The organism is Rhizobium sp. BK512 (assembly GCF_014194915.1).
GTDB lineage: Bacteria > Pseudomonadota > Alphaproteobacteria > Rhizobiales > Rhizobiaceae > Rhizobium.
Genome location: NZ_JACIAS010000006.1, coordinates 62417 through 84544, shown reverse-complemented (window position 1 = coordinate 84544; position 22128 = coordinate 62417). Strand labels below are relative to the sequence as shown.

At 58.9% G+C, this 22128-nt stretch carries 23 protein-coding genes; all 23 read right to left on the bottom strand.

Annotated elements, in window-relative coordinates; genetic code table 11:
- Positions 1 to 41: 41 nt before the first annotated feature.
- The 23 genes from FHX06_RS21025 to FHX06_RS20915 all read right to left on the bottom strand — a co-directional run bounded on the left by FHX06_RS21025 (position 42) and on the right by FHX06_RS20915 (position 22033).
- The gene (locus FHX06_RS21025; RefSeq protein ID WP_183880745.1) at positions 42 to 1817 is read right to left on the bottom strand and encodes a GumC family protein; all 1776 of its coding nucleotides are present in this window, start codon (positions 1815 to 1817) and stop codon (positions 42 to 44) included.
- 121 nt (positions 1818 to 1938) lie between these two features.
- Positions 1939 to 2787 (bottom strand): WecB/TagA/CpsF family glycosyltransferase, encoded by an 849-nt coding sequence (locus FHX06_RS21020; protein WP_018115114.1) that lies wholly within the window; start codon positions 2785 to 2787, stop codon positions 1939 to 1941.
- 289 nt (positions 2788 to 3076) lie between these two features.
- Positions 3077 to 3619 (bottom strand): hypothetical protein, encoded by a 543-nt coding sequence (locus FHX06_RS21015; RefSeq protein WP_018115115.1) that lies wholly within the window; start codon positions 3617 to 3619, stop codon positions 3077 to 3079.
- Positions 3619 to 3984, bottom strand: a complete 366-nt coding sequence (locus FHX06_RS21010; protein WP_018115116.1) for a hypothetical protein — start codon at positions 3982 to 3984, stop codon at positions 3619 to 3621. Before FHX06_RS21010 ends, FHX06_RS21015 begins: the two co-directional genes overlap by 1 nt.
- A gap of 11 nt (positions 3985 to 3995) precedes the next feature.
- Positions 3996 to 4562, bottom strand: a complete 567-nt coding sequence (locus FHX06_RS21005; RefSeq protein ID WP_029616459.1) for a rod-binding protein — start codon at positions 4560 to 4562, stop codon at positions 3996 to 3998.
- A gap of 34 nt (positions 4563 to 4596) precedes the next feature.
- On the bottom strand, positions 4597 to 5007 hold the full coding sequence (locus FHX06_RS21000) for a hypothetical protein (protein ID WP_018115118.1): 411 nt from the start codon (positions 5005 to 5007) through the stop codon (positions 4597 to 4599).
- 6 nt (positions 5008 to 5013) lie between these two features.
- Entirely contained in the window at positions 5014 to 5766 is a 753-nt protein-coding gene (locus FHX06_RS20995; RefSeq protein WP_112969842.1) for a flagellar biosynthetic protein FliR, read from the bottom strand.
- On the bottom strand, positions 5763 to 7850 hold the full coding sequence (gene flhA / locus FHX06_RS20990) for a flagellar biosynthesis protein FlhA (protein ID WP_112541503.1): 2088 nt from the start codon (positions 7848 to 7850) through the stop codon (positions 5763 to 5765). Before flhA ends, FHX06_RS20995 begins: the two co-directional genes overlap by 4 nt.
- A gap of 91 nt (positions 7851 to 7941) precedes the next feature.
- Positions 7942 to 8208, bottom strand: a complete 267-nt coding sequence (gene fliQ / locus FHX06_RS20985; protein WP_112541504.1) for a flagellar biosynthesis protein FliQ — start codon at positions 8206 to 8208, stop codon at positions 7942 to 7944.
- Between the two features lie 117 nt (positions 8209 to 8325).
- Complete coding sequence (gene flgD / locus FHX06_RS20980) at positions 8326 to 8784, bottom strand: flagellar hook assembly protein FlgD (protein WP_112541505.1); 459 nt, start codon at positions 8782 to 8784, stop codon at positions 8326 to 8328.
- Entirely contained in the window at positions 8775 to 9224 is a 450-nt protein-coding gene (gene flbT / locus FHX06_RS20975; protein ID WP_112541506.1) for a flagellar biosynthesis repressor FlbT, read from the bottom strand. The genes flgD and flbT overlap by 10 nt, the downstream gene beginning before the upstream one ends.
- Entirely contained in the window at positions 9221 to 9568 is a 348-nt protein-coding gene (gene flaF / locus FHX06_RS20970; RefSeq protein ID WP_112541507.1) for a flagellar biosynthesis regulator FlaF, read from the bottom strand. Before flaF ends, flbT begins: the two co-directional genes overlap by 4 nt.
- A 36-nt stretch (positions 9569 to 9604) precedes the next feature.
- Positions 9605 to 10657 carry a flagellar hook-associated family protein gene (locus FHX06_RS20965; RefSeq protein WP_112541508.1) on the bottom strand — a complete coding sequence of 351 codons (1053 nt, stop codon included), beginning with the start codon at positions 10655 to 10657 and terminating at the stop codon, positions 9605 to 9607.
- 3 nt (positions 10658 to 10660) lie between these two features.
- On the bottom strand, positions 10661 to 12115 hold the full coding sequence (flgK, locus tag FHX06_RS20960; protein ID WP_112541509.1) for a flagellar hook-associated protein FlgK: 1455 nt from the start codon (positions 12113 to 12115) through the stop codon (positions 10661 to 10663).
- A gap of 20 nt (positions 12116 to 12135) precedes the next feature.
- Positions 12136 to 13437, bottom strand: coding sequence for a flagellar hook protein FlgE (locus FHX06_RS20955; RefSeq protein WP_112541510.1), 1302 nt, complete (start codon positions 13435 to 13437; stop codon positions 12136 to 12138).
- A gap of 127 nt (positions 13438 to 13564) precedes the next feature.
- Positions 13565 to 14236 carry a transcriptional activator Rem gene (rem, locus tag FHX06_RS20950; protein WP_112541511.1) on the bottom strand — a complete coding sequence of 224 codons (672 nt, stop codon included), beginning with the start codon at positions 14234 to 14236 and terminating at the stop codon, positions 13565 to 13567.
- A 280-nt stretch (positions 14237 to 14516) separates the two neighbouring features.
- Positions 14517 to 15080 (bottom strand): lytic transglycosylase domain-containing protein, encoded by a 564-nt coding sequence (locus FHX06_RS20945; RefSeq protein ID WP_112541970.1) that lies wholly within the window; start codon positions 15078 to 15080, stop codon positions 14517 to 14519.
- The gene (locus tag FHX06_RS20940) at positions 15022 to 16464 is read right to left on the bottom strand and encodes a flagellar hook-length control protein FliK (protein ID WP_113211479.1); all 1443 of its coding nucleotides are present in this window, start codon (positions 16462 to 16464) and stop codon (positions 15022 to 15024) included. Before FHX06_RS20940 ends, FHX06_RS20945 begins: the two co-directional genes overlap by 59 nt.
- A gap of 4 nt (positions 16465 to 16468) precedes the next feature.
- Entirely contained in the window at positions 16469 to 17767 is a 1299-nt protein-coding gene (gene motC / locus FHX06_RS20935; protein WP_113211395.1) for a chemotaxis protein MotC, read from the bottom strand.
- 4 nt (positions 17768 to 17771) lie between these two features.
- On the bottom strand, positions 17772 to 19052 hold the full coding sequence (locus FHX06_RS20930) for a MotB family protein (RefSeq protein WP_112969845.1): 1281 nt from the start codon (positions 19050 to 19052) through the stop codon (positions 17772 to 17774).
- Positions 19049 to 19687 (bottom strand): hypothetical protein, encoded by a 639-nt coding sequence (locus FHX06_RS20925; RefSeq protein ID WP_113211394.1) that lies wholly within the window; start codon positions 19685 to 19687, stop codon positions 19049 to 19051. The genes FHX06_RS20930 and FHX06_RS20925 overlap by 4 nt, the downstream gene beginning before the upstream one ends.
- A 195-nt stretch (positions 19688 to 19882) precedes the next feature.
- Positions 19883 to 20836: a flagellin gene (locus FHX06_RS20920; protein ID WP_112541972.1), complete on the bottom strand. Its 954-nt coding sequence runs from the start codon at positions 20834 to 20836 to the stop codon at positions 19883 to 19885.
- 288 nt (positions 20837 to 21124) lie between these two features.
- Positions 21125 to 22033 (bottom strand): flagellin, encoded by a 909-nt coding sequence (locus tag FHX06_RS20915; RefSeq protein WP_112541515.1) that lies wholly within the window; start codon positions 22031 to 22033, stop codon positions 21125 to 21127.
- Positions 22034 to 22128 lie beyond the last annotated feature (95 nt).

The following is a 22128-nucleotide window of genomic DNA, read 5'->3' as shown; positions in this document are numbered from 1 at the left end:
AAAACGGCAAATGCAAGAGCAATCTGCCGTCGGGCGTTCGCCTATCGGGAAGCCTGGTGGGCGTGTAGGCGATCGCGCAGGCTGGCGATCTGCGAGCGCAATGCATCGACCTCGTCCGCCGTCTGCGGGACCAACTCCGGTTCGGGGACCTGCACAAGTTCGGCCACAGGGGCAAGGATTTGAGCCTGGACGGGAATTTCAACCGGCAGGACCGGCACCTGTTCGGACTGCCAGCGGAAGCGACGCGGCAGAAAAACGAAGCCGAGGCCTACGACCAGACCTGCAAGGCCGCCTAGCAAGGCATTGAAAGCGAAACTGCTGCCACCGGGACCCGGCAGCACAAGAGCGGGTTTGCGAACCGTAACCCTGCCGTCGCCGATGGCACCTGTCGTGGAAACCTCTTCTTCCAGGCGCGAGCGGGCCGCAGAGGCCTTTTCCCGCAACTCGGTCAACTTGGCGAGATCGACGCCGGTGTCGCGGCTCTGGGCAATGAGCGCGTTGCGACGGTCGCTGAGTTGCCTGCGCGCATCGACGGCGGCCTTGGCCGTCCCACTTGCGTTCTGGGCGAGGCGCACAAGTTCCTTGCCGATGCTGTCCTTCAGTCCGTCGACCTCGGACTGCTGCTGGAGCAGGCGCGGATGGCGCGGCCCAAGGTCTGCCGAAAGCTGCGCGAGCGCCGTCTTGGCAATCGCATATCTGTCGCGCAGATCCTGCAGGGCGGGTGAGATCATATCCGAAGGGAGCGAGCCTTCCAGCACGTCCGCGAGCTTGGCGGCCTTCAGCTTGTCGGCCTGTTCCTTGGCGGTCAGGATATTGTCGTCGGCATTCTTGAGATCGGCATCGAGGCCGGCGATCTGACGCTGCAATTGCGTCGCAACCTTGACATTGCCCTCGCCGTTCTTCTGGCCAAAAGCCATGAGCTCTGCCTGGGCCTGATCATTTTCTTTTTTCAAGGCAGTGGCCGTCTCGGCCGCCTTGCTCGCGGCACTGCCGCCAGTCACCGCATCGGACAACCGCATGGCGATTCGTGTCGATTTGTCGCCATCGGCCGTCGTTACCATCAGGCGGATCGTGCCAGTGCGGTCATCAGGAATAATCGCGAGGGCAGATTTCAGCGCGGCCTCGGCGCGCGATGCCGGATCAGCCGCCGCGCCGCTGCCGGAGAGAAGCTCGAAGGCAACACCAAGTGCATTGGCATTGTTGCCGGCAAATTCCGGATCGCGGTCCAGCTTCATTGCTGCAACAGCTGAGGTGATGACAGGTACCGAGAACAGTCTTCTGACGGTTTCCCCGACAAGCGCAGCCCGGTCGCCTGCGCCTGCATCCACGGCAAGCGTCGTTTCTGCTGTGTAACGCGCTGGTGCGGATGGCATCAGGACGGGGGTGGCAGCACCAACGAATGAGAGGGCAACAATGATGAGGGCGCTCCTGCGCCATTTCGTGCGCCCTATTTCGCGTGAAACCGGCAAAACGGGTGCTTTTTCGACGGGAGCGACGTGATGAACCTGGACGTATTGCGTCGCTGGCTCCGCTGCGGGAGAACAGGGCTCAAAAGCGGGAGCGGAAACGGAAGAGATATCGTTAGCAGCCTGAAGGCGCGAACCGAGGATCGTTTCGATCCGATCGACCAGCGGTTCAGTCTGCCGCGCTTTCGCGCGCTGCTCATCGAGCAGCCGGCTTATGGCGTGCAGCAGTTCGGCTTCCGAAGGGCGGATCTCCGGTGCACCGGTGCTCTCTTCCGCGTGACTTTGCCGCTGGCCGCGCGAGAAGCTGGTTGCGCGATCATGGAAACTGCTTTTCGCCCTGGAATCGTGCATTGGCGTCACATCTCATGCGCATGATAGCCGAGTTCGCTCAACCGCGCCGACGCGGATGATTAAGCTACTCTAAATATATATGGCAAAGAAATGGTTAACCGCAGCCTGCAGAAATCTGTAATCAGCCGGCTTTCTTCATCTGCTCGATTCTCTTCTGTTCGCCCGCAGCGTGCGTCGGTTCAACCGGCTGGCTGAGAATACGCGCGCGCCGGCTGAAGCGATACTGGAAGACCCGGAAGAGGAAAATCGGGATACCGATAATATAACGGCGCCAGAGGCGCGCCGGCTCCTGCACCAGGCGATAGGCCCATTCGAGACGCATCATGCGCACGGTTTTCGGCGCGCGGGGGACGGTGCCGGAAACGAAATCGAAAAGTGCGCCGACCGTCAGGACGAGACGCGCGTGATCGGCGCGGATATTCTGGTGAACCCATTTTTCCTGCAGCGGCGTGCCCATGCCGACAATCAGGATATCGAGCTTCTGACGCTCCACTTCGGCGGTAACAGCTTCCGGATTTGCCTTGTCGAAAAAGCCGTCGGAGATGACGAAGAATTCGTGCCAGGGCGTATGCCTGGAAAAGTTCTCGGCCGCCTTCTCGACAACCGCACGCGCGCCGCCGATCAGACCGATACGGCGCGGTGTTTCCATGAAGGTCAGGAATGCCGGCACGAAATCGGTACCGTTCAGATTGGCGGGAAATGGCGAACCATGCGTGACCTGGGATGCGATGTTGAGGCCGATACCATCAGGCAGGACCAGATTATGCGACATGATCTGATAGTATTCGTCGTCGCCCAGGGCCGTCAGCATGTTGTGGGCGTTGACGAAGCAAACCACGGTCTGCCCGACAGGGATGGAAGCCAGTTCGTTGATGAAAACCAGCGCGTCGTCCCAGCCGAGATCGCAGACCGGCAGATCGAAAATCGTCCGCCGCGATGCAAGCACCGCGAAGTTTGCAATCAAATTCATTCCAACCTCCTGCCGAGGGTGCGTCATGCGCCCGACATCCTGGAAAACAAGCCCACATTTCCGCAGCGGAGGTCTTGTGAGGACCAGCGGCGTCCCGCCTGAAGCGATTTCCCCCAACCCGTGGCGGCATCATCCCAAGCTTGTGCCGCGTTTATATCAACTCTGCTTCAAACAACCCTTAGGAAAAACCTTTGGATTTTCATGCGCGCATAAGTAGTTCATTAACCAAGACGAGAACGCAAAAAACGGCGCCTCTCGGCGCCGTTTTGAATTGACCGATCAATGGTGATCAGTGACTGGCCGAGGGAGCCGGCGTTTCGGACGCGGGCGCGGTCTCGACGATCTTGACTGGCGCTCCAACCTTCTGCGGCTTGCCGCCGGAGGTTTCCTTCACGTCTTCCTTCGACAGATAGTCGAGCTGCTCCAGCATGACATCGGCCACATATTCGCCGCCGAGACGCTCGTTCATGCCCTTCTTGATCTGTTCGCGGAAAGCCCCGGGATCGAAGGCCTTGATATTGGAGACGTCGATCATCTTGTTGCCGACGAGCAGGCTGAAGAGTTCGTCGGTCGTCATTTCCGTGATCGGCAGGTTGAGGCCTGCGATCATATCCTTGTGCATCATGAAGGAGATGCGGCCGAGGAAATAACCGTTGACCGCACCGTTGCCGATAACGGGCACGGTGATCGTCTCGCCCTTCACCAGCTCGAGCGCGCTTTGCTTGGTATCCGCTTCAACCGGCGCCGGCGCAGTCGCCATGTTCACCGAGAAATAGACCGATGCCAACGTGACGGCGCAGACCCAGACGCCTGTGAGGACGAGCTTGATCATCAGGCATCCCGCGCGGCGAACTGTTCCTGGGAATAGGTGCCGTCAGCATCGGCATCCTGCACGGCGTTCTTCAAGAGATCGGCAACGGCGCGAACCGCCTCCAGATGCGCTTCGACGCGGCGGGCGTTTAGCGTAAGCTTCTTCTTGAGGCCATGAAGCTGGTCCAGATGCGAAGCGGCAAGCTCGGCCGGATCGGTGTCGCGGAAGAGCATCGAGAGCTCGTACAGGCACCGGCTCTTGTGCGCATTGGAGACCTTGAGATCGAACTGCGGATCGCTGCCGATCCGAGTGTTCTCATTGTCGATTATCATTTCGAGGCGCCCGAGAACGGATTTGATCCTGTATTCGTTCGAAACTATTTCCATTTTATCCTCGATTATGCGTCGCTTGTTGCGGACTTATTGTCGGCAGTCGGAGTGCCGAAGGTCTTGCGTTGAAAGTCGTCGATCATGCTCATTGCAGTCTTGCGGTCGTCTTCATCCGTGGAGGCGTTGACGATCTTGCCTTCCTGGCGGCGCAACTGCTCGGAATACATCTGCTTGGCAATTCCGATGCCGTCGCCCTGAGCCATGACGTTGCCGAGCTGCTCGGCCATCATGCCTTTCCAGATATCGCCCGTTGCGCCCTTGCCGAAGACATTCTCGGCATCGCTCGGCAGCATGGACTTCACGAAATTCTGCAGAACCATAGCCTCGAACTTCCGGTAGGTTTCCGGCACGTCCTCGGTCTTTTCGCGGTTCTGGATATTGTGCAGGCCGGTCTTCTGCTTGACGTTGTCGAGAATGTCGACTGCGGAAGAGAAACCGTTACCGCTGTCGGCCAGGCTTGTCGCAGCAAAAGCGGCGCGGCTGGCTTTCAGCTTTTCCTGGGCAGCCTGAACCTCCATGGGGTCGGCCGCCTTGACGACGTCCATCACCAGATCGCTGGGGGGTGAAATAGCCACGATACAATCCTCTAATGTAAGATCGTGGCGATTATCATTTTTGAAGCTTGCTGGAGGCTGGCGTTGCGAACTGCTGATCGATTACATCGTAGACGGCATTGTCATCCGCCTCACGACGCTCGGCCTGAAGGGCATCGAGCATGCTTTCCTCCAGCCGGTCGCCCTTGGCGCGCTCGCGCGTCAGGCGCATTTCATGGACCTGCTGCATGCCGGTCAATTGCTGATCCTTGATGCTCAGCCTGCCGAAACGATCGGCATAACTCTGCGAGAAAGCACGATGGACAGGGTCCAGCGAGCCGAGCGCTAGAATGGCGACATCCATGGCTGCATTGACTTCGGCGCGCTGGCGGCTGGTTTCCGCCAGATCGTACTCCGCCATTTTTTCGAGATGCCGCTGAACCGTGACCAGACGCTTGAGCTTGTCGGAGCGCTTCTTCTCCATCATCGCCCCTCACTTTCCCACGAATATGCTGCCGAAGGATTGGGCGAACTGGCTGATCAATGCAGCGATCGAGAAATAGAGCAGGAAGAGGCCGCCCATGAGCAGATAGGGCGTGGAGATGAAGTAGACCGGGATCTGCGGCGCGAGCTTGTTGATGAAGCCGATCGAGATGTTGAAGATCAGTCCGTAAATCAAATAGGGGCTCGAAAGCCGCAGCATGATGTAGGTGGTCTGCTCCAGCGTATCCGTGAAGGTGATGAGCGTGGAGCGCAACTGCATCAACCCGCCGAAAGGCATGGTCGTGTAGGAATCGATCAGCGCGCGGAAAACGATGTGATGGAAATCCATGATGAAGAGAACCATCAGGCCGGTCATCGTGATAAAGGCCGTCAGACTGATTTCGGGCGAATCTTCGACGATGTCAGACGTGCTCGGCTGCGTGTAGCCGACCATCATCGAGACGATCGTGGCCGCGAACTGCAGACCGAGCGTATAGAGCCTGGCGAGCATGCCATACATCACACCGATCAGTGATTCGCTGAAAATCAGGCCGATATAGGTGCCGGAACTGGTGTGGACCGACGGATAGACCGTGTCCCAGAGCACCGGCAGAACGGCAAGCGAAAGCGCGCCTGCAATGAAGACGCGCAATTGCTCCGGCACGCGGCCCGACGAAAAACCCGGAAGGGTCAGCACGCAGCCACCGATCCGGCAGAAAACCAGAAACAGCGCCAGAACTGTCCCTTGCGGGTCTGAAATCATGAAATCGAGCCCAGAATCTTGATTTCGATGCCCTTGGCCAGTTCCACATGCGAGAGAACGGGAAGTGTTGCGAAGAGTCGCTCGATGATCATGCGGACATAGGAGCGCGTTTCCGGTGAGGTGACAAGGGCGAAAGGCAGGCCTCTGTCCATGAATTCACGGATAACTTTCGTCGCCTGTTCGCTGAACTCTTCGAGCGTGCGCGGATCAATGTCGAATTCGACGACTTCGCCCTTGGCATCGCGCTTGAGCGCCTGGTGGAAGGCGAGGTCCCATTTGCTGCCGAGCCGCAGCACGCGCAGCACGCCGTTGTCGGCAAGGTCGCCGCAGAGCTGCTGGGCCATGCGGATGCGGACGTGCTCGACGATCTGCTCCGTCTTCCTGACATGCGGGGCAAGTTCTGCGACCGCTTCCAGAATGAGGTGCAGGTTGCGGATCGAGACGCGTTCGGCAAGAAGCAGCTTCAGCACCGCCTGCAGGCCCGAATAGGACATGTGGGACGAGCAGATCTCATCCGCGAGCTTCTTGTATTCAGGGTCGAGACGATCGATCAGGATCTTCACGTCCTTATAGGACAGAAGCTGCGGCAGGTTGTTTCTGATAACCTCGCTCATATGCGTCAGCACGACCGAGACGTTGTCGATCGGCTGGAAGCCTTCACGCTTCAAGTCTTCGGCGAAGTTTTCGAGGATCGAAACCGCCGGCATGCCGAAAGCGGGTTCGCGGATTTCGTCGCCGGGAATGCTCGGCTTGCGACCGGCGCCGGTGACGACGAGAACTTCGCCGACACGCAGCAGGTTCGAGGCGACAGTCGTGCCGTGAATGCGGATCTGGTACGACTTCTCGGGGATGCCGATATCGTCGGTGACCTTGATTTCCGGCACGACGAAGCCGTATTGGGTGGCAAACTTCTTGCGCATCTTGCCGACGCGGAAGGCGAGTTCCTGATGGGCGCCGAGCAGGCGGGTCGAGACCATCTTGCCGAGAGCGAGCTCGATTTCGGAAGTGCGCAGCACCGCCTTGACCGAGTCCTTTTCGAGCTCCTTGGTCTGGACGACCTTCTTTTCCTCGGCTTCACGGCGAAGCAGATTTTCGGCTTCGGCCTGACGCGGAATGAACCAGGCGCCGAAGGCGAGAAGACTGCCGAGGATCACGAAGGGCACAAACGGCAGGCCCGGCATCAGAGCGAGGACGAACATCAGCACGGCCGAGACGGAGAGTGCGCGGGGATAGCCGCTCAGCTGATTGACGACCGCCTGGTCGGTGGAGCCGGTGGTGCCGCCGCGCGAGACGAGCAGGCCGGCGGCGAGCGAGACGATGAGGGCCGGCATCTGCGAGACGAGGCCGTCACCGACCGACAACTTGACGAAAACGTCAGCTGCTTCGCCGATCGGCATGCCATGGCGGAAATAGCCGATGATGATGCCGCCGAAGACGTTGATGGCGGTAATCAGAAGACCGGCGACAGCGTCACCGCGAACGAATTTCGAGGCACCGTCCATCGCACCGAAGAAAGAACTTTCCTCTTCCAGTTCCTTGCGGCGGCGCTGGGCTTCCTTCTCGTCGATGATGCCGGCCGAAAGGTCGGCGTCGATCGACATCTGCTTGCCGGGGATGGCGTCCAGGGTAAAACGCGCGCCCACTTCTGCGATACGCGTCGCACCCTTGGTGATGACGATGAAGTTGATGGTGATGAGGATCAGGAAGACGATCAGACCGATGACGAAGTCGCCGGACATGACCAGGCTTGCAAAGCCGGCGATGACGCCGCCCGCCGCGTCATGTCCCTCGTTGCCGTGCGAAAGGATGACGCGTGTCGTGGCAATGTTCAACGCCAGTCGCGTCATTGTCGCGATCAGAAGGATGGTCGGGAAGGACGAGAATTCGAGAGGTTTCTGGATCCACAGCGCGACCATGAGGATCAGCACCGAGAAGGCGATCGAGAAGGCCAGGCCCATGTCGATCAAAAACGGCGGGATCGGCAGGAAGAGGATGCAGATAATACCGATGATGCCCAAGGCAAAACCGATATCACGCAGACTTGGGGCGGCTTTCGGAAGGGGTAGTGCAGGTGGTTGCGCCATGGCGATTCCGTCTCTTCATGAGAGGAGGCGAACCTCAGAGTCCGCCCAATTCGGATCGACAGTTAAATGGCGAAGCTTGCGCGAAGTTGGCTCAGAAGCCTGACTGGATGCGCGAGAAGACCAGATTGGTGAAGATGGAAATCTGCGAGCCCACGAAGGGGGCCGAAATGCCGACCGTGACCAGAACGGCTACGATCTTCGGAACGAAGGTGAGTGTCGCTTCCTGCACCTGCGTGAGCGCCTGGATCAGCGCGATGACGAGACCGACGACCATTGCCGCAATGACCGCAGGACCAGCGGCAATGAGGACGGTCCAGATAGCAGCCTGGAACAGGTCGAGTGCATCAGCTTCATTCATCGTCAGGCAACCTCATATCGCCTTGAAAGCAGCCAGCCCGGCTTTAACCGGACTGGTATTTTTGGCGTCATCCAAACGAACGAGCGTCAGGCCCCTTTCGGCGCCGCCGTCGTCACTTCAGGTATTATCCGAACCGCTATCGTCGCCCGAAGGATTGGTCGGCGCCGAATCAGAAATGGAGATGCCAGCCTGAATGAGGATTTTACCGCCATTGTCCAGCGTTGCAATGAGGCCGTCGGAATAAACCTTGACGGATTCGACCGTACCCTTGGTCTTGCCGTCGGCGCTTTCCATGTACTTGCCGACATAGCTGCTTGCCTGGGTCAGGCTGGAGCTCGTCAGAAGCGTATCGAGCTTCGTGTTCGTCTGGATCGTCTGCTCGACCTGCGAGAAGCTTGCAAGCTGAGACATCTGCTCGCTGGCATCCATCGGATCGGTCGGATCCTGATTCTTCATCTGCGCGACCAGAAGCTGAAGGAAGTTATCGTAGTTCAGCGTGGCCTTCTGCTGCGCGGCATTGGACGAGCCATATGTGCTGCTCCCGCCGCCTACGCTCTGGGTTCCGTCTACCGCCATGGTGCGATCTCCCTGCGAATCTGCTCGACCATGGTCGGGGGCAGCTCGTGATTGTTGAGAATGCCGTCTTCGATCGCGTAGAGACCGCGGATCGCCTTCAGCGCGTCGAAGGCGCGGCCAGTCGAAACGAGTGCGTCGATCCGCTTCAGTTCGGCGAGAATTTCCTCGTTCTTGAAGCATGTGAGCAGCATCGTGATCGACTTGCGGAACATCGCCGTCGAATGTTCCTTGCCCTCGGGATTGATGAGGATCATCTGGGCAATGAAGTAGAGCTGGCGAAGCGGCGTGGTCGCGCCTTCCGGCTGTAGCACGTGGTTTTCGAGAAGGAACGTCACATCGTTCAGGAATTCCAGTGCCACCTTACGGTCGACACGCAGGACAGCGCCGTTGATGAAGATTCTTTCTCCGGCTTTCAGAGAAATGCGAAGTGTACTTTTCATTTAAGTCCATCCCTGATGATGGTGGTAACGTCGATGATGCCCTGGTAGTTATTCGACTGACGTTTTCTAATTCTGTCGCATTCCTTCAATATCCAGATCGCAATCGAAATAAGGTTCGCCCTGAGTTCGATCTCCAGCTGGTTGTCTGGATGCTTCAAATCCTCAACGAAGCTGATCCAGACCCTGCGGGTGTAGAAGAGAGCTTCAATAGCCTCCCGGCTGTACTTCTCTTTATCGCGCGCCGCCGAAAGCAGTTCGATCGAACGTTCGAGAACCTGCCATTCCCGCTCCTTCGCGTCGGCAACCGAGTCTTGCATGACCTCGGCATAAGAGAACTGATACATTCATGCATCCTTCTTTATATTGCGCGCCTTTGATCATCAAAGGTAGTTCACGAGACTCAACTGCTGAATCTTCGATACGATCGTGTAAGCGGTTTCGAGCTGTGTTTCCAAAGTCTTGACAAGGGTCGAGGCCTCGTAGGGATCAACACCCTGGATATCGACGAGCTTGGTCTGCATGATGTTCGCCTGGGCATCGAGGGCGTCATTCGCCTTTTCGACGCGCTCCTGCGAGAGGCCGAGCTGACTGGCCTGGGTAACGAGACCCGTGGTCGCCCTCGTCGTGTATGTGATCGCCTTGGAGGAGACTGCGCTCATCGCATCGGTGCTGAGATTCTGGCCGAATAGCGCGGCCGTCGTCACAGTTGCCAGAGCGAAGTAACGCATGCCCTCGGAATTGGCGCTGGTCGAGGATTCAACGACTTCCGAATTGCTGATGCGGCTCGTCATGTTCTGACTGGACGCCTTCGACCAGCCGGTTGTCGGATCCGTCCAGGCGGCTTCGCTGAACATTGGCTCGACCTGGGTCTCGATGAATGTCTTCATCTCGTCGCCGGTGAGCTCGTTAACCGGCTTCGGCGTCGGCAGGCCTGCCGCGTAAGCATTCAAGGCTGTAACGATCGCCGCCGAAGTCGCCGCCGTCTTGTCCGTCAGCGGCTGAATGTCGGTATTGATGCCGGCGAAGAGGTATTCGCCGTTCACCATCGAGTTGGACGTGTCCATCATCGTCGAAAGCGCGCTCGTGGCCGACTGGATAGCGACCGTGACGCTGCCCGGATCGTGGCTGCTCTGCAGCGCGGTCAGCTTGGACAGGAAGCCGTCCCCGGCCGTCTTCATTTTGGTGAGCCCGGTCTGGGCCGATTCCATGCGGGCATCTACAAGCGCATTGCTGAGCTTGATCGATTTGATGCGGTCGACTTCGCGGGTGAAGTCGATGCTCTTGGCTGCGTAACCGCCAAGCGACACACCAATATCGGCGTAGGTGCCGGTGGTCGCCTCCATCGTCGCCTTCGTCATCTGGTTCTGCGCCTGGCGGATCGTCAACCGCATGGCGTTCTGAATGGCCGAACTTGAAATAAATGAGCTCTTCATGGCTTAACTCGCAATATCCAGCAATGCTTTCAACATTTCATCAACGGCGTTCAAAATCTTGGTCGCCGCCTTGTAGGACTGCTCTATGTCGAGAAGGAGCGTCAGTTCCTCGTCGAGGTTGACGCCGGTTTCATTGGAATAAGCTTCATCGGTTCGTGCTGCGGCAGCTTGAGTATTTTCCGCCGCCGTCGTCGCGTTGCTGCGGTTCTGCTCGAGCCAGCCGATCGAATTGGTGGCAAAGGTCAGGATGCTGACATTGGTGTCCAGACCGGTACTCGGATCGAATGCAATCCCCGAATCCATCGACGTATAGAGACGGTCGAGTTCCGCGGTATAACCGCTCGAACCCGTCGGGTTCGCAGCCGTGCTGCTTGCATTGATGTTGCCGTCACGCAACCGCATCGGATCGCCGCCCTTGGAGGTGACGACACGGTCATTGATCGCGATCGTTCCGGCGATGCCCTTGATGACGGTGCCAGCCGGCGGAACCCCGCCTGCGGTGCCGGTCGTCGGGTTTGTCCAGACGAAGAGGCCAGGATTGCCGTCTTCCTGGTAAAGGTTCACGAGGCCGCGAGCGACTTCGTCGAGCTGGCTCTGGAACGTCGGTGCGATATCGTCGCGGATCTGCAGAAGCGAGGCGAGGCTACCCTTGGCATTGGTCGTCGAGCCCGAGCCCATGTTGACGGCAACGCCATCGACATAGACCTTGTTGCCGACTGTGTCGGCCGCATAGGACTGCGTCGGCTCGAAGCTGACTGCGCGCGGGATCGTCTCGAACAGCGTCGTGCCGTCGGCTGTGTAGAGCACCATGTCGTTGTTGGCGCGTGTCGCCGTAGACACGCCAACGATCTGGTTGATCTGCTTGAGGACCTTTTCGCGTTCATCGAGAGCGCTTGACGGATCTTCGTTGGATGATGTCGCCTTCTTGACGGCATTGTTGGCCGTTTCGAACTGCTTCAGCAGGCTGTTCAGCGAGTCGACCTGGTTCTTGATCTGCTTGTCGGCATCGGAACGCTGCTGCTGCACTGCCTTGGAGGCATTGTTCAGCGAGGTTACGACGTCCTGCGCCGCCGTAATCGCACCCTGGGCAGCAATAAGGTCACCGGGGGTGGCGCGGAACGTGCCGAGCTTGTCACGGAAGGTGCGCAGGGCCGTTTCGGGCGACGTTTCGTTGTCGTTGCCGCCCATGATCGATTTCAGATCTTCAAGGCCGCTCAACAGGGTCTGTTGAGCGCTGTCCTGCGAGGACGCCTTGAGATACTGTTTCAGCAGCGCATCTTCCTGTGCGCGGCTGATCTTGACCACCTGGGCGCCGTTCAGCGAGGTGGTGAGCATCGCCTGCCGGCGCACATAGTCCTTGTTGCCGGCGTTCGAGATATTGTTCGATACGATGCTGCTCTGCGCGCCCGTATTGTTGAATATGCTCTGCGCGGTGTTAAGTGCTGAAGTGAGCGACATGGCTTACCCGTTACCCTGAATTAACGCTTGAGGTTGACGAGGACGTCCATGAGATCGGAACCCGTCTGGAACACCTTTGAGTTGGCGGTGTAGCTGCGCTGGGATTCGATCATTTCGGTCAGTTCGCCGGCGAGGTCGACGTTCGAGCCTTCGAGGGCGCCCGACTGGATCTTGCCGAAACCGCTGGTCTGCGGGAAACCGGTGACGGTCACGCCCGACTTGCCGTTGGCCGAATAGACGTTGCCGGACATCAGCGTCAGCAGGTCTGGGCTCGGCACATTGGCGAGCGGGATCTGGAAGACGGGCTTGGTGCTGCCGTCATCGTACTTCGAGTAGACGATGCCGTCGGAGTCGATGGTGATATCGACCGGCGAATTCGCGCCCTGACCGTCGACGTTACCTGTACCCGAGAAATTGTCGCCGACCTGGGAGAGGTCGAGCTTCATATTGATGGTGAGGCCGGTTACCGGATCGACGATATTGGTCGTCGACGGGGCCGCCGGGACAGTCATCTGACCCTTGTCGTCGAACTGGATGGAGGTGACATTCACCGCCGCCGAGGAATAGGGGAACGAGCTGGTTCCCGTCGTCGCCTTGTCGGCATTGCGGTAGACCGCCATTTCCCACTGGGTCGTACCAGCCGCGGCCGGCGGCGATGCGGGATTGGGAACCTTCGTGTAGTAGATGTCGTACATCACCTTACTACCGAGCTTGTCGTAGGTGACCATCGAGTATTTCTGTGTGTCGGACGTCACCGTAGCGGAGTTTGCGCTTGGCAGGTTGGCCGGGACCGACACAATCTTTGCGCCGGGCTTGAGGTTGCCGGTCCATGAGCCGTTTGAGGTCGGAACGGCCGCCAACTTCTGGTCGCCGAGGACGTTGATCGGAACGAGGCCGTCAAAGCCGTTGACGACGACTGCCGGAGCAGAGGAACCCCACGGATAGCCCATGAGCGTGAAGCCGGCCGAGTTGACGAGGTTGCCGCTGTCGTCCTTCGTAAAGTCGCCAGCACGCGTCAGGACGGGAACACCATCGCCGCCCTGGACGATGAAGAAGCCGTCGCCGGAAATTGCGAGGTCGTAACCGGAGGTCGTGTAGGAAATGTCGCCCTGGTCGGAGACAGCCTGGCGAACCGTCGTCGTCACGCCGCCCGAGTTGTAGTTACCGGAGCCCGACGGCAGGACCAGCGACGAAAACGCGGTCGAAACTGCCTTGTAGCCGCTGGTGTTCACGTTCGCGATGTTATCGGAGACGGTGCTGAGGCGGTTTGCCTGAGCGTTCATCCCCGATACTGCCGTCTTCATGCTGCCGAAAATGCTCATCTGAAAACCTCGTTTTACCTGTTAAGTGCAACAGTATTTGGCGGGCCTTGCGTGAAGCTGTCTGTTGTGCCGGGTCGCCGACCGAAATATTCCGGCTTTCCCGCGCGGCACGACCCGCGCCGAAAAATCAATTCCAATCAATGCAGTAGCCAAGGAAGCGCTTGGAATCGACCGGGTCGACGCCGAGCTTCTTGCGCAGCTTCTTGCGCAGCTTGGAGATGTGGCTTTCGACGACGTTTTCTTCGACTTCCTCATCGAAAATGCCGTAGATCGCATTGAAGATCTGGGTCTTGGTGACGCGACGGCCGCGATTGGCAATCAAGTATTCGAGGATGCGGCGCTCGCGGCGCGGCAAGGCGAAGGTTTCGCCGTTGATTTCCGGATCGCGCCCGTCGGAGAAGACGCGGATGGCGCCGATGTCGGTGTGGTTTGCGATCGCCTTCAGGCGACGACGGATTGCAGCGGCACGCGCGAGAATCTCACGCGGATGCACCGGCTTGCGTACAACGTCGTCCACGCCGCAGTCAAAAAGGGCCAGCGTGTTTTCGAGTGACGGTTGATCGCTGACCGCAATCACCGGCGCCATCGAGCGATCCCTGATCGCACGCGGCAATTCCATGGCCCGCTGCCCCTGGCCGATCAGAAATGCCTCGACCGCGGCGATGTCAGAATCAGCCGCCGTTTGCACCCATTCGCCGAATTCACCGGGATCAAAGCCGGTTGAGGGAATGCCCTCACGACCAAAGAGAGAAGTGTAACCATCCTTCACGAGCTCACGCTCATCAACCACTACGATCATTCGTCCGCCTCCGAATCAGTGTGGCACATCGATGATCTATGGGTACGAATCGCGCGAATCTGCAGCAACTCGTGAAAGTTAATGGCGGAAATTAATAATTGATTAAGATTTGGGTACCGATTTGATCTACATATAGTAGGTCGACGAGGTTATGCACACAAAAATTTCGTGGAAAAGTTAACGTCCGCTTAATTACGCCTTGCAAGCGGGTTTTGTGCCGAATTCTTGCCACACTGTGACACAGTTCGGTCATAATTGGTGAATTCAATTATTAATTGAATTAATTTCCGCAGAAATTGCTCGCATTGGGAGTCCACTTGCCATAGCCGGTGGCAACCAGATTTGCGATGACGCGGCAGACATATTGCTTCTGCGCCGGATTGTTGTTCGGCCCCGCGTGGTATCTGGCTACCGCCATCGTCCAGGTCTCATGACGATCGTGAAGATTGCGCAGGAACTTCGCTGCATACTCTACGTTGCGGTGGGGATCGAACATATCCTCCACGGAGCTGAAGTTTTCACCGTGGAAATAGTGATTGATTTGCATACATCCGATATCGATTAGCTTCGCGCCGTCCCTGCTGGCAGTGTCGAATTGACGCAACGCGGCTTGCTCGGAGGCAGGAAACAGCGCCTTGCCTTCGACGTTCATCGCATAGGGATAGAGCGAACCCTTGCGCCCGGTTTCCGTCAAGCCGACCGAATAGAGAATCCCCTCGGGGATCCCGTATTTGGCTGCCGCAGACTGGATCTCGCGCTCGCAGGCGCCTGTGGAGGCGGATGCGCTAGAGGTAAACGCTACCAGGGCGGCTGCCGCCAGCGTCGATAGCAGAAGCGTTCTCAACACCGTTGCCGCCCGCACCATTGAAGCCTCCATCCGTCTGCCGCGCTGTCTGGTTCTGGCGCTCGCGCGCCTCGCCGCCCTGGCCTTGCTGGGCGAGCGACTGTTGCTGCTGCTGGGAAGTCTGTCCCTGGCTGTTTGCCTGGTTGCCGGCATCGGACCGATCCACTGGCGCCATGCTGATGGTCACGTTATCGACCGCATAGCCCTGGCTGCGTAGCGCCTCGAGAATCTTGCCGTGGTCTTCCTTGAGCTGGCGATAGGCCGCGCCGGTCTCGACCTTGAGGTCGACATTCAGCGTATCGCCTGACAGCCGCATCGTCGCCGTGACGAGGCCAAGATCGATCGGGCTCATCTGGATCTTGAGGGTGTTCACCACCTTGCCGGTGCTTGTCCATTCAGCGGCGTTCGACAGAGCAGAGCTCGGCTGCATAGCCTGTGCCCATTCCTTGTCACCTGAAAGTGCCGCTGTCACGTTTGCGGAATTCGGGTTCTGAACCAGGCCGAGATAACGACGCGATTCCAGGACGGAAACATTTTCGACGCTCGACTTTCCCGACTTCTCGCCGGGTTGTTCGGTACCGATATGCATGTCCATCGACTGGCCACGGCCATCGGCACGGCTGATCCTGAACGTCTTGCCTTCTACGCCTTCGGCATTCTCCGTTCCCGGCACACGCGCGTCATTGCCATGCGGGGCGACGGCTGCCAATGCATCCGACACGTGCGCACCAGCCTTCGCACCGTTTACGCCTTCGGCCTTGGCGTCCTTCTTGCCGGCCATTGCGTCGTCCGCCTTCGCGGCCGCATGATGAGCCGAAGCCTGCAGGACAGCCGCGGCGTCCCCGGGCTCCTTCTTCAGCAGGCCGAGAACGTCGGTGATATCGCCATCGCCGGGCTCTACGTCGGCGCCTGTATCGACAGCGGTGTCGCCGCCGAGCGCACCGATCTTGACCTGCTTGGCAGGCTTGCCCCCCGCCTGAGCAACGGTCTCGGCTGCCTCATCCTTGGCGCCCGGCTTGCCCAGTCCAAAGGCAGCTGCGTCCTTCTCCCTTACAGACTTCGCAGGCATCTTGCCGGCGTTTGCGATGGTTTCGGACTGCACGTCCACCTGTCCCTGGAGCGAGGCGTCATTCAGATCGATCAACGGCTTCGGATTGCGTCCGCGCAAGTTCCGCGCCGCGGCCTCGGCGCTATCGCTGGCGTCCTGCTGGCCGGACTTATCGACGCCATCCGCATCCTGATCGCTGTTGCCGGCCTTGGAGAGGACATCGGAGAAGCCGCCGTTCTGATCCGCGGCGTCGCCTCTGCCGGCCCCCCGACCGGATCTTACGGACGCAGACGCATCCGTGCCGGGCGCTCCGCCCGAGACGCTGATATCCATCATCATCTTACTTGCCTTCTTGGGCCAGGAGACCGTCGATTTCGTCGAGCTTGGATCGATTGGTCGTCACGAAAGAGGTAAATGAAGGGTCGACATCCTGGCCCCCCGTGCCAGCAGAAGCCTCGCCTTCGACAACAGGTTCCGGGGAGACGCTATGCGCTCCTTCCGGTTGCGCAGCCGTGGCGGCTGCAGCCTGTTCAGAAGTAATTTCTTGATTAGTATTATTAGGGGTGGAGCCTTGCGTCAGGCTTGCCGGATCCGGAGCCCTCAATATCTGCTCGGCAACGGAGCGAGCAGCTGCCTGCAGTGCCTGATCCTGCGGCGAGAGAGATGCGCCGGAGATATTGGCGATATATTTGGCCGCCTGGTCAATATCGTCGGTCGGGACGTTTGCCATGCCGTTGTAGAAATCGGCGAGTCGTCCGAATGGATTGTCGGTCCCCTCGCCCAGCGACTGAACGCGCTGAGCGGCCATACGGGCGAGATCAGGCTTTCCAGCAATCGCGGCAGCGCGCGCGACGCGCAGATAGACCTCGCGCTGGCGTGGGGCATCCATGAAGGAGAGGATATCGACAACCGTCTGTGGCTTCACATCGTGATCGTGGCTGACAATCAGCTTCACGAAGAGATCGGCGAATTGGCTGGCATAGGGCGAATGGAGGAAGCGGCGGATATAGCGCTGCGAATAGGCAAGCCCCCTGTCGACCTGCCCGGTTTCGACGCAGATGGCGACCGAGCGGCGCAGCGCCGCCTCTTCCACGATCGTGCCGGGTGCGTTAAGGCGCGCCTTGTCATATAATGCAAGGGCATCCGTCGGCTTCGTGGCGATCATCACATTGCCGCCGATCAACGCCAGATAGGGGCCAATCTTCTTGCCTTCATATTCCTTGGCTGTTTCTTCCAGCGTCTTGGAGACAAGAAGGCCCTTGCCGCTCAGATATTTCCGCAACACATCGGTAACGCGATTGTCGAAGTAACCGTTGACGTCATGGGCAACGAGATATTCCAGCGTCTGAGGATTGCCGCCGCTCATTACATAGATCAGCGCGGCATCGACGTTGCGATCGTCATCATAGACGGACGGATCGACATTACGCAGGCGCTGATCGATCTTGCCAAGCATGAAGCGCTGCATTTCGCCGGCGGAATGATCGCCCGTTACAACCGAGTCCTGAACGAACTGCAGCGAGCGCAGCATCTTGTACGGCGCGAGATCGTCCGCATCTGCGGCATGGCCGATGGCTGGCGACATCATCGCCAGGCCGAAGACCGCATATCTGAAATAGCGATGCTGCCTGCGCGTCATGCGACTATCCTTGATCTGCCTGCACGAGAATCTCGATCCGGCGGTTTGACGCGTTGTAGGGGTCATCAGGCAGTTTCAGGCGGCGGTCGGCGAAGCCGGAAACCTGGGAAATACGCTTCTCGTCGAGGCCGCCGCGAACGAGCATGTAATAAGCGCTCTGGGCACGGTCCATCGAAAGGCGCCAGTTCTCGTTGAGATCGCCCTTGAACGGCCGCCCGTCCGTATGGCCGCGGATGGCAACGGCTCCGCCCCTCTGCTTCAGGATCGCACCGATCTTCTGCATGGCGAGGACCATCTCCTGGCGCGGCACAGCAGAGCCGATATTGAACATGGAATCGTCGTTCTGGTCGGAAATGCTCACCAGCAGGCCGCCCTCGGACGCCGTCACCGTCAGGCCCTCGGCGAGCTTGCCGGCAACACCGGAGATCTGCTGGGCAATCTCCTGCTGCAGTTCCTCGGCCTGCTGCTTTTCTTCGGCTTGCTTCGCCTCTTCCTTCTTGTCGGCGTCCTTGGTCTTGTCCGCCTGCTTGTCCTTGGTCTTATCCGCCTTCTTGTCGGCCTGCTTCTCTGTCGAAGCGGCGACGGCAGCGCTGTTGGGGTCCTTGCTCAGCAGGGTGGAAGGCTGGGCATTTTCGGCCTTGGCGAGCTCATTCGGTTCGGCCTTAGAATCGAGCGGCGAAGGCTGCTGTGGTTTGCCGGCGGTCGTAACTTCGACCTGCTTGGTCCAGAAATCCGGATCGAAGGGGTCGCGGTAAGCCTCGCCGCCATCGGCGCCGGTCGCCGGACCCGAATCCGCCGCACCGCCATCGCCCTTGGCGCTGACGTTTGCCTGCTGGCCAACTTCCTGGGCAATCTCGGCAAGAACCGAATAGGGGTTCTCGAAGAAATCGGCTTCCGAGTAATTGGTCTTGTCGCCGGAGGTCGAGGTCTGATCGTCGCCGTCGGCGGCAGACTTGCCCTGGTTCGGATTCTCTTCCTTTTCCTTCGACTTTTCCTGGTTCTGCTCGCCTTCAGCCTGGTCGACCGGCTTCTTCAGACCCTTTTCCGTCGGCTTTTCATCCGACAGTTTGATCGGATTGAAATAGGTCGCGATCGAGGCCTTGGTTTCCTCGTTGGCGGCGTTGACGAGCCACATCACCAGGAAGAAGGCCATCATTGCGGTCATGAAGTCGGCATAGGCGATTTTCCACGCACCGCCGTGAGCGCCGTCATGATCTCCACCGCCATGTTTCTTGACGATGATGATCTCGTTCTTTCCGTGGTGATGGTTTTCGCCGTCGCTCATTCGGAAACTTTCTTCAAGCTGGCCGCCCAGGCGGAAATACGGGTCACGAGTACGGTCTCGCCGATCTCGGCAGCAAGGTCGATGTCATCAGCCTCATGATGGCGGACCAAGGCGGCATGTTCTCCGAGTTCGCCCTTGAGGATATCGAAAAGCTTGGCCGGACCGCGCACGACGACCGGCACCGCCGCACCGTCGAGGATCGCCTCGCGCAGCAGAACGGCAAGATTTTCGGCAGCTTTCTTCGCGAGCGCCTCGGTCATCACAGGTGCGATTGCCGCCGCGGTCACTTCGCTGACGAGCGTAGCAATCTCTTCGGCCATGTCGCGGATGCGGGAAGCGATCACCGCAGCCGCTTCGATTTCGTAGCGAAGCCTCAGTTCCTCGATCTCACCGGCATGCGCCTCGGCGGCGGCCCGGGCCTCGCTTTCGTATTTTTCGGTCAGGTCCGCAGTGGCTGCCGCGAAGCCCTCGGAAAAGGCCTCGCGCCGCTCTGCCTCGACGTCGACCTCGGGCTCCTGCGGCAATTCCTCAAACGCGGAGGCGGTTTCGGTCGCGAAATCATCTACATCGATGATCGGTGCCGAGGGACTCGGCTCACCGAAATCCTTCAAATACCGGGAAAGCATAATGCTCATAAAAAACCGTCCAGTATTCGGGATGCACGCGGCATGCCCCCGCTTGAAAAATGACCATGTCCTTGCCGGCATGCCGTTCCGGTTCGGAAGAGGCCTGGGGCCTGTTGCCGGCATGGATTCGGACGCTGCCTTCGTGCCGGAAACTAGAAACCCAAACTTGCGCGAGGATGAATGGTACCGCCCTCGCGCCGATCGTTATTCGAGCAGGATCAGAATTTTGCTGGCGGACGTATTGAGGATGGAGATCGCTTCAACGGCCATCTGCTTCTGAGTTTCAATCGCCTTCTGGCGGGTCGAGGCCTCGTCCATATCGGTGTCGACGAGGGCACCGACACTCTTGTCGATAGCGTCGGACAGGTCGGCGGTGTAGTCGATCTGGTCGTCGATGCGGGCCTTCATGATACCAATCCCTGCCGCCGAATTCGTGAGCTGCTTCAGCATGGAGTCCGTAGCCGTCAGCATATCCATGAGCTGCGAGTCGGTGGTCGACTTGCTGATCGAGATTGCCGTGCCCGTCGCCGGCGTCCCGGAGTTCGCATTCAGGAGATAGTAGTTGCGCACCGGCGTGCCATCGACATTGCCGTTGACATCCTTGGTAAACAGGCCGCCACTGGCATTAGTCTTGTCGATCAGGATGGTCTGGGATGACGGAAAGTCGACGGTCTGGGCCTGATACTCGCCGGTCGGGGCGCGTACGAAGCTGCCGATGATCTTCCATTGCGGGGGCGCCGCAGGCTCGCCGTTCAACAGCCAGTTTTCGCCGGCGAAGGCCGTTCCCTCCACCATCGTCTGAAGCTGGTTCTTGTATTCCGTGATTTCCGCATTGATCTTGTCCTTGTCGGCGCCTGGCTCACGCGCGGCAACCAGCTTGGCTCTGAGATCGCCGAGAAGATCGATGGCGGAGTTCATCGCCGTATAGGTCGAATCGACCTTCGCCGCGCCGAGGCCGAGCGCATCGCCGATGGTGCCGAGATTGGTGCTGTCGCCGCGCATGACGCTCGCGATCGACCAATAGGTCGCATCGTCGGACGCGGTCGCGACCCGTTTTGCCGTGGAAATCTGCTGCTGTACGTCGCTTGATTCTTTATTGATGCTGCGCAGCACTGCAAGCGCACTCACCGCGGCCGCGTTGGTAATCTTGACGGTCATCGACATGGTCTCGGAAAGGTGAAGGGATCAGGCCGGTTTGCCGGCAGCGACTGAAATGGCATCATGCCGCCGGCGGGTCCCCCACGCCGGTGTGTCGCAAAACAAATCAACTCCCGGCAACGTTAACCTGATATCAACCACTTCCGCAAGAGCGGAAACGGGAATAAAGCAGCGTCGCCAAAGATCCCACAAGCCATTGAAATAAAACGAAAACCGCGCCGTTTTGGCGCGGTTTCCAGGCTGCCTCGAAATGGCGGCACAAGGTTTGGTCCAGCTTCAGCCGCCGCCTTAGCTGCGGAAGAGCGTGAGGACGTTCTGAGCGCTGGAATTTGCGATCGAAAGTGACTGGATCGCCAGCTGTTGTTGCGTCTGCAGCGCCGTCAGCCTGCTCGATTCCTCTTCCATGTCGGCGTCGACGAGGCGACCGACACCCGAGTCGATCGAGTCGCCGAGGGCCGCGACGAAGTTCTCCTGCAGCTCGATACGGTTGGAGATGGAGCCAAGCTGAGAGGCTGCCTTCGTCATTGCCTCCAGGCCTGCTTCGATTGCCGTCAGCGCCATGGCGATTTCCGGCTGACCGAAGGAGGTGATGTTCATGGTGTAGATCGAGCCGATCGTACCGTTGGAGGTACCGATAATGCCGGTGCTCGAGTCGATTGTGCCCGTCGTGGTCATGCCGAACAGGACGTTGCCGTTGGAAGACGAGTCCAGGACATAATCGGTCGTCTTGACCGAGACATTGCCGTTGCCGTCGCGGACGAAGGTGGAAACGACGCTCTTGGTCGTGTTGCCGGCAACCCAGTTTTCACCGGAGAAGGAAGCCGACTGGGAGATGCTCATGAGCTGAGCCTGGAGCTGGCTGATTTCTTCCTGGATCTTGGTCTTGTCGACGCCTTTTTCAGTTGCCGCGACGATCTTGGACTTGATTTCGCTGACGACGTCGATGGCGTTGTCCATTGCCGTGTAGGCCGTGTCGACCTTTGCAGCGCCGAGACCGAGAGCGTCGGAGACTGCGGAAAGAGCCTTGTTGTCCGAACGCATGGTCGTTGCGATGGACCAATAAGCTGCGTTGTCTGCTGCCTTTTCAACGCGATAGCCGGAAGATACGCGATTTTGAGTATCCTGAAGATTATTGCTGATGCCGCGGAGTGTCTGGAGAGCGGCCATGGCCGCGACGTTGGTCAAAATGCTGGTCATGAAATGATTGCCCCTTGTTGGCAGACATTAATAAAAGGGACATTCGGGAATAGCGCCCGGGAACGACGATCAGCCTTCATGCCTGTTAACCCGTT